The 6,519-nt window shown below is 70.8% G+C and carries 2 protein-coding genes; both read right to left on the bottom strand.

Annotated elements, in window-relative coordinates; translation table 11 throughout:
• On the bottom strand, positions 1 to 647 hold a 647-nt coding region (locus VD972_RS24230; RefSeq protein ID WP_324990838.1), incomplete at its 3' end, for an NAD(P)/FAD-dependent oxidoreductase.
• 11 nt (positions 648 to 658) lie between these two features.
• The coding region (locus VD972_RS24225; protein WP_324990836.1) for a non-ribosomal peptide synthetase at positions 659 to 6,519 on the bottom strand (5,861 nt) is incomplete at its 5' end.

Genomic DNA, 6,519 nt, shown 5'->3' with positions numbered 1-6,519 from the left:
ACCTCCGTGAGCCGCAGCAGGTGGGCCCACCAGAAGAAGTCCCGGCCGAGCAAGCGCCGCGGGCTGGCCGCCGTCCGCCCGAGCGCGAGGTGCACCTCATGGCTCGCGGACAGCTCCCGTGCGATGCCTGCCCCGGAGTTGCCACAGCCGGCCACGAGCACCTTCCCACGGGGGAGCTGCGACGGGTTGCGGTACTGGCTGCTATGGAGCTGCACCAGCTGAGGGCTGGCTCGCTCCATGCTCAGGGGCAGGTGGGGACGTTGGAAGGGCCCCGTCGCGCAGACGACGTTGCGCGCCTCGAAGGCGGTGTCCTCCGTACGCACCACGAAGGTGCCGCCCTCCGCGCGCACGGAGGTCACCCGCGTCCCCAGTCGCAGGGGCAGCTCGAAGGTCCTGGCATAGTGGGCGAGGTAGTCAGCCACCTCGTCCTTGGTGGGAAAGCTCCACGGATCCCCCGGGAACGGCATCCCAGGGAGATCGTTGTACGGGCAGGGGGTGATGAGCCGGAGCGACTCCCACCGGGACCGCCAGGAGTGGCCCACCTGCTCCGCGGCCTCCAGGATGAGGAAGCGCTGGCCCTGCCGGGCGAGGTGGTAGCCCAGGGCGAGGCCGGCCTGCCCTCCGCCAATGATGATGACGTCGTGCATGATCCTCTCCATTACCGGGGCTCGGCGCGCGCCAAGGACATCCGCAGCGCCGCCGCCAGGGACTCCACGCCCGGCGAAGCCAGGAGCGAGTAGTGATCTCCCGCGAGCGTGCGCGTCTCCAGGCGGCCTACCCAGGCGCGCCAGCCGGACTCCTCCGCGCGCGCCAGGGGATCGTCCGCCGCCCGCAGTGACACCACGGGGACGTCCACCTTTCGAGGTGTCCACTGCTCCATGGCCCGCGTGTGGGCTTCGAAGACACCCAGCAGGCGGCGGAGCTGAGGCAGATCCACATCGCGCGCCACCCGCCCGGCCTCGTGCGCCTGCTCCAGCGCGAAGACCAGCCGCTCCTCGGCCCCCAGCGCTCGAAGCTCCTCCACGGGGAGGGTGAAGGGTTTGCCTCCCGTGCTGGCGATGTCCTGGAAGAACCAGGCCACGCGCTCCGCGTCATCCCCCCGCGCCAGCTTCCCGGGCGCAGGGCTGTCGATGAGCGCCACCAGCGCCACCTCCTGCCCGGACTCACGCAGCAGGCTCGCCATCTCCAGCGCCACCAGCCCGCCCATGGACCAGCCGCCCAGCAGATAAGGCCCCTGGGGCTGCACCGAGCGCACGGCCTCGGCGTACTCGTGCGCCATGGCTACGAGATCCTCCCGCGGCACCTGCTCCCCGAGGAAGCCCCGCGCCTGCAGGCCATAGACGGGGCGCTCCCGGCCGAAGTGCTGAGCCAGCGTGCGGTAGCACAGGACGTTGCCGCCCACGGGGTGGACGAGGAAGAGCGGCCGCCCCTGGCCCTGCGAGTGGAGGAGCACCAGCGGCGACCAGACCGGAGCTGCCGCGCCGCCCCTCACCAGGGAGGCCAGGTGCGCAAGCGTCGGCTCCCGCACCAGCGCCGTCAGCGGCAGCTCCCGCCCGAACTGCTGGCGGATGCGCCCCATCACCCGGACCAGTGCGAAGGAGTGCCCTCCCAGCTCGAAGAAGTTGTCGTGCAGGCCCACCCGGGAGACTCCCAGCACCTCCTCCCACATGCGGGCCAGCGCCTGCTCCAACTCGTCCCGCGGGGCCTCGAAGGCCTGCTCGCGCCTGGCACCCGGCTCCTCTGGGGCTGGGAGCGCCTTGCGATCCACCTTGCCGTTGGCCGTCAGGGGGAGTTGCTCCAGCGGGAGGAAGAGCGAAGGCACCATGTAGCGCGGCAGCTTCGTCTCCAGGTACGCGCGGAGCTGCGCGAGGGTGCCAGAGGGCTCGCCGTCGATGACGACGTAGGCCACCAGGCGCTTGTCCCCGTGGCGCTCGCCATGGGCCGTCACCACCGCCGCGCGCACGGCCGGGTGCCGCTCCAGGACGGTCTCGATCTCGCCCAGCTCGATGCGGTAGCCCTGCACCTTCACCTGGAAGTCCGCGCGGCCCTGAAACTCGATCGAGCCGTCCGGCAGGTAGCGCCCCAGATCCCCCGTCCGGTAGAGGCGCTCTCCCGTCACGGGGTGGCGGAGGAAGCGTGCCTCCGTCTTCGCCGGATCCTTCCAGTAGCCCTTCGCCAGGCCCACTCCCGCGATGAACAGCTCGCCGGTGACCCAGGTGGGGCGCGGCGCCAGGTTCTCATCGAGCACGTGGAAGCGCTGGTTCTTCAGGGGCTTGCCGTAGGGGATGCTCTGCCAGCCCGGCTCCACCCGGTCGATGGGGTGGAGGATGGACCAGATGGAGGCCTCGGTCGCCCCGCCCAGGCTCATCACCTGGATGCTGGGGCGCAGGGCGCGGATGCGATCCGGCAGGGCCACGGGGATCCAGTCGCCGCTCAGCATCACCGTGCGCAGCGACAGCTCATGGAGCCGCTCCCGCTGCCCCTCTGCGTATTCCACGAGGAGCTGCATGAGGGCAGGCACCGAGTTCCACAGGGTGATCTTGTGCGTCCGGAGCAGCTTCAGCCAGTGGGCCGGATCCTTGGCGGCCTCGGGCGCGGGCAGGACGATGGTCCCGCCCGCCGCGAGCATGCCAAAGAGATCATAGACGGACAGATCAAAGGTGAGCGCCGAGAGCGCAAGCACCCGATCCGATGGCCCCACGCCGAACCGCTCGTTGAGGTCCACGAGGGTGTTGGCCGCGCCGCGGTGATCGATCATCACGCCCTTGGGCTCACCCGTGGAGCCGGAGGTGAAGATGACGTAGGCCAGATCCTCCGGCCGTTGGACGGAGTGGAGGCGGACGCCGCTCTCCCCCTCGAGGGCTTGCTCGGAGACGGAGATCCGCTGGATGCCCTCGGGCCAGGCGATCCGCTCCTCCAGCCATGGCTGAGTGAGGACGATGCGCACCTCTGCCTGCCGCAGCAGGGAGTGGAGGCGCTCCGCGGGCCACTCCGGATCCAGCGGCAGGTAGGCGGCGCCGGAGCCCAACACGCCGAGCGCGGCCACCACTTGCTCCCAGCCCTTCTCCATGACGATAGCCACCAGGGTGTTGGGGGCCGCTCCCAGCGCGCGGAGCTGGTGGGCAAGCTGGTGGGCCCGGCGCTGCACGGTGCCATGTCTGAACGTGCCACGCGGCTCGATGACGGCCGGGTGATGGGGCCGAGCCTCAGCCTGCGCGGCGACGAGCTCGTGGAGGAGGACGTGGGGGATGGGCGCCTCCGTGGCGTTGGCGGCCTGGCGTGCGGACAGCCCGGTGGACGGCGGGTGCACCGTCTCCATGGCCTCCCAGCCCTCACCGCCGGCGAGCCGCTGCAGCAGCTCGCGGTAGGCCTGGAACATTGCCTCCACCAGCCCCTCAGGGAAGATCGCCTCGAGCACGTCCCAGTGGAAGCGGAGCCCCCCGTACGCCTCGCTGGCCTGGTGATCGATCCAGACGTGCGGCGTCTCCAGGCTGCTGTGCACGGGCCGCCCCAGGAGCTGGGACTCCTCGCTTGCCTTCGGATCCTCGTACAGCGTGCTGGCGAAGACAAAGGGCATGGCCGACGCGGCGCCCGTACCCTGGGCCAGGGCCAGCTCCCGAAGGACCTGAGTGCCGCTCACCTGGGTGTGCTCCAGATCGCTCCACAGGCGCGCTTGCACCCGGCGGGCGCGTTGCTCGAAGGTCTCCCGCGGCCGGCAGTCCACCTCGAGCAGCAGGGTGGTGCTGAAGTTGCCCACCACCTCTCCAATCTGCGGGTGGAGCGGCGGACGGTTCTGGTACAGGAGGTTGAGTGAGAAGTGGGGCGTCTGGCTCCAGGCGGCCAGCACCTCCGCATAGGCCGCGGTCAGCACCGCGGTAGGCGTGAGGCCTGCGCGCGTGCCGCGAGCCTTGAGGCGCTGCCACGCCTCGGCATCCACTTCCGCATTCCACCGCTGGAAGCCACGCTCCCGCAGGGCCACGGGGGTGCTCACCTGCGGAAGGAGCGGTGCGGGCGGTAGCGTCGGCAGGCGATCACGCCAGTACGCCAGCGCCTTCTGGTAGCCCTCATCCGCCTCGCGCGCGGCCTGCAGGTAGCGGACATAGTCCCGGTACGTCACCTCCAGCGCCCCGAGCTCCACGCCGGGATCCTGGTAGAAGCGCTCCAGATCGCGGTTGATCACTCGGAAGCTCTGCAGGTCCCCCATCAGCAGTGGGAAGGCGAGATGCAGCCGGTACCGCCGCTCGTCGAGCCGGTGGCCCCGGAGCGTGAAGAGCGGCCAGGTGTCCGAGCGCGGGTTGGCGCGGGACAGCGTGGCCCGCGTCTCCTCGATGCGGCGGCTCACCTCGGCCTCGGACAGCCCCCGCAGATCGACGACCTCCAGCTCAAACCGCGGGACTGCCGCGAGCACCTGCTGCTGCCCATCGGCGCGGACCACGCTCCGCAGCGTGTCATGCCGCGCGATGACCCGCTGGAACGCGGCGTTGAACCGCGCGAGATCCAGATCGAGCGTCTCGGACTCGATGTAGCCCACGGCCGTCGCACTGCTGCGCTCGAAGAGGCCTGTCTGCCCCAGCCAGTACGCCTGCTGCAGCTCGGTGAGCGCGAAGGGCTCCAAGCGGTGCTGCGGCTCAGGGGTGAGCTGGATCTGCGTGGGAGCCAAGCCCGCGCCCCCCTTCGCACGGGGCTGCTCCCGGGTGAGGAACTCGGCCTGCCGGGCGATGGTGGAGAGCTCGAACATGCGGGAGAGCGGCAGCTCGACGCCGAACCGCTCGCGCAGACGGATGATGAGCTTGACGGCCAGCAGCGAGTGGCCACCCAGCTGGAAGAAGCTGTCCTCGACGCCGACGCTCTCCACGCGGAGCAGCTCAGACCAGATAGCCACCAGCGAGGCCTCGGTCTCGTTCCGGGGAGCCACCCCGAGCGCCGGGCGGGCGCCCTGAGGGCCCGGTGGGGGGAGCGCCCGCCGATCCACCTTCCCGTTGGCATTGAGCGGGAGCGCCTCCAGCACCACCCACTCCGACGGCACCATGTATTCGGGCAGCCGCTCACGGAGGTGCTGGAGGACCGCCTCTTGCGAGAGCTCCTGGCCAGGCCGGGCAACGATGTAACCCACCAGGTGCACACTCCCGGAGACATCGGGCGCCGCCGTCACCACCGCGTCTCGCAGCGCCTCGATCCCACGGAGGACGGACTCGACCTCACCCAGCTCGATGCGGATGCCCCGCACCTTCACCTGGTGATCGGCCCGGCCCAGGAACTCGATGTCGCCGCCAGGCAGGTGCCTCGCCAGATCCCCGGTGCGGTACAGGCGCGCCGCGCCGTCCCGGGAGAATGGGTCGCTGACGAAGGCGTTGGCGGTGCGCTCCGCATCGTTGAGGTAGCCCCGGCCCACGCCGACGCCGCCGGCATACAGCTCGCCCACCACCCCCACGGGCACGGGCTCCATCCGGGAGTCCAGGATGTAGAGGCGCAGGTTGGCGACGGGACGCCCAATGGGCAGGTGCGCCATGTCCCCCTGCGGAGGCGCGGTGATGGCGTAGTGCGCCACGTCGTCCGAGCACTCGGAGCTGCCATAGGCATTCAGCAGGGGAATGGCCGGGTAGAGCGCGAGCCACCGGCGGCAGAGCTCGGGCGAGAGCGCCTCGCCGGTGGGCACCAGCCAGCGCAGCGAGGAGAGGGCGGGCCGGCGTGACCCCCGCGCCTCCGCATCATCCAGCACCAGGCGCATCACGGAGGGGACGATCTGCAGGACGGAGATGCCATCTTCCGCCACCCGATCGAGCAGGCGCCTGGGATCCCGCGCCACCGCGTCCTCCACCACATCCACCTCGGCCCCCACGAGCAGGGGCGCCAGGGTCTGCCAGATGCAGATGACGAAGGAGGGCGGAGCCGTCTGTGCCACCACATCGCGCGCGGAGATGCCCAGATCCGTCACCTTGGCATAGAGGTGATTGAGCATTCCCCGGTGCTCCATCATCGCCCCCTTGGGCACCCCGGTGGACCCGGAGGTGAAGACGACGAAGGCCAGGTTGCCGGGAGCCACAGGCGCACGCTCCACCCCAGTGGGAGCAGGGCTCGCGAGCAGCTCCTCCACCGTCCAGAGCGCGGGCCGGCGCGGCGCGGGCAGCACCTCCATGGCCTGGGTGAGCGCGGCCTTCCGGGCCTGGGACACGAGGACACCCGCGGCGCCCGCCTGTTCCAGGATCTGCGCCACTCGCTGGACCGGGTGAGCGGGGTCGATGAGGACGCACGCCCCACCCGCCCCATGGACGGCGAGGATGGCGGCCAGGAAGTCGATCCCGCGATCCAGCGCCACGACGACGAGCGCCTCCGGCCTCACCCCTTGCCCCGCCAGATGCGCGGACAGGTGTCTCACCCGCTCGGAGAGCTCCCGGTACGTCAGGCGCGTGCCGCCAGATCGCACGGCAATGGCTTCGGGAGTGCTCGCGGCCTGCCGCTGGAAGAGCTCGGGCAGACACAGCTCGAGAGGAAAGTCCTGGCGGCGGTCATTCCACTCCA

Origin of the sequence: Hyalangium sp. (assembly GCF_035629615.1) — a bacterium.
GTDB lineage: Bacteria > Myxococcota > Myxococcia > Myxococcales > Myxococcaceae > Hyalangium.
The sequence above is the reverse complement of the archived record's forward strand: the minus strand, read 5'-3'. Positions and strand labels throughout refer to the sequence as shown.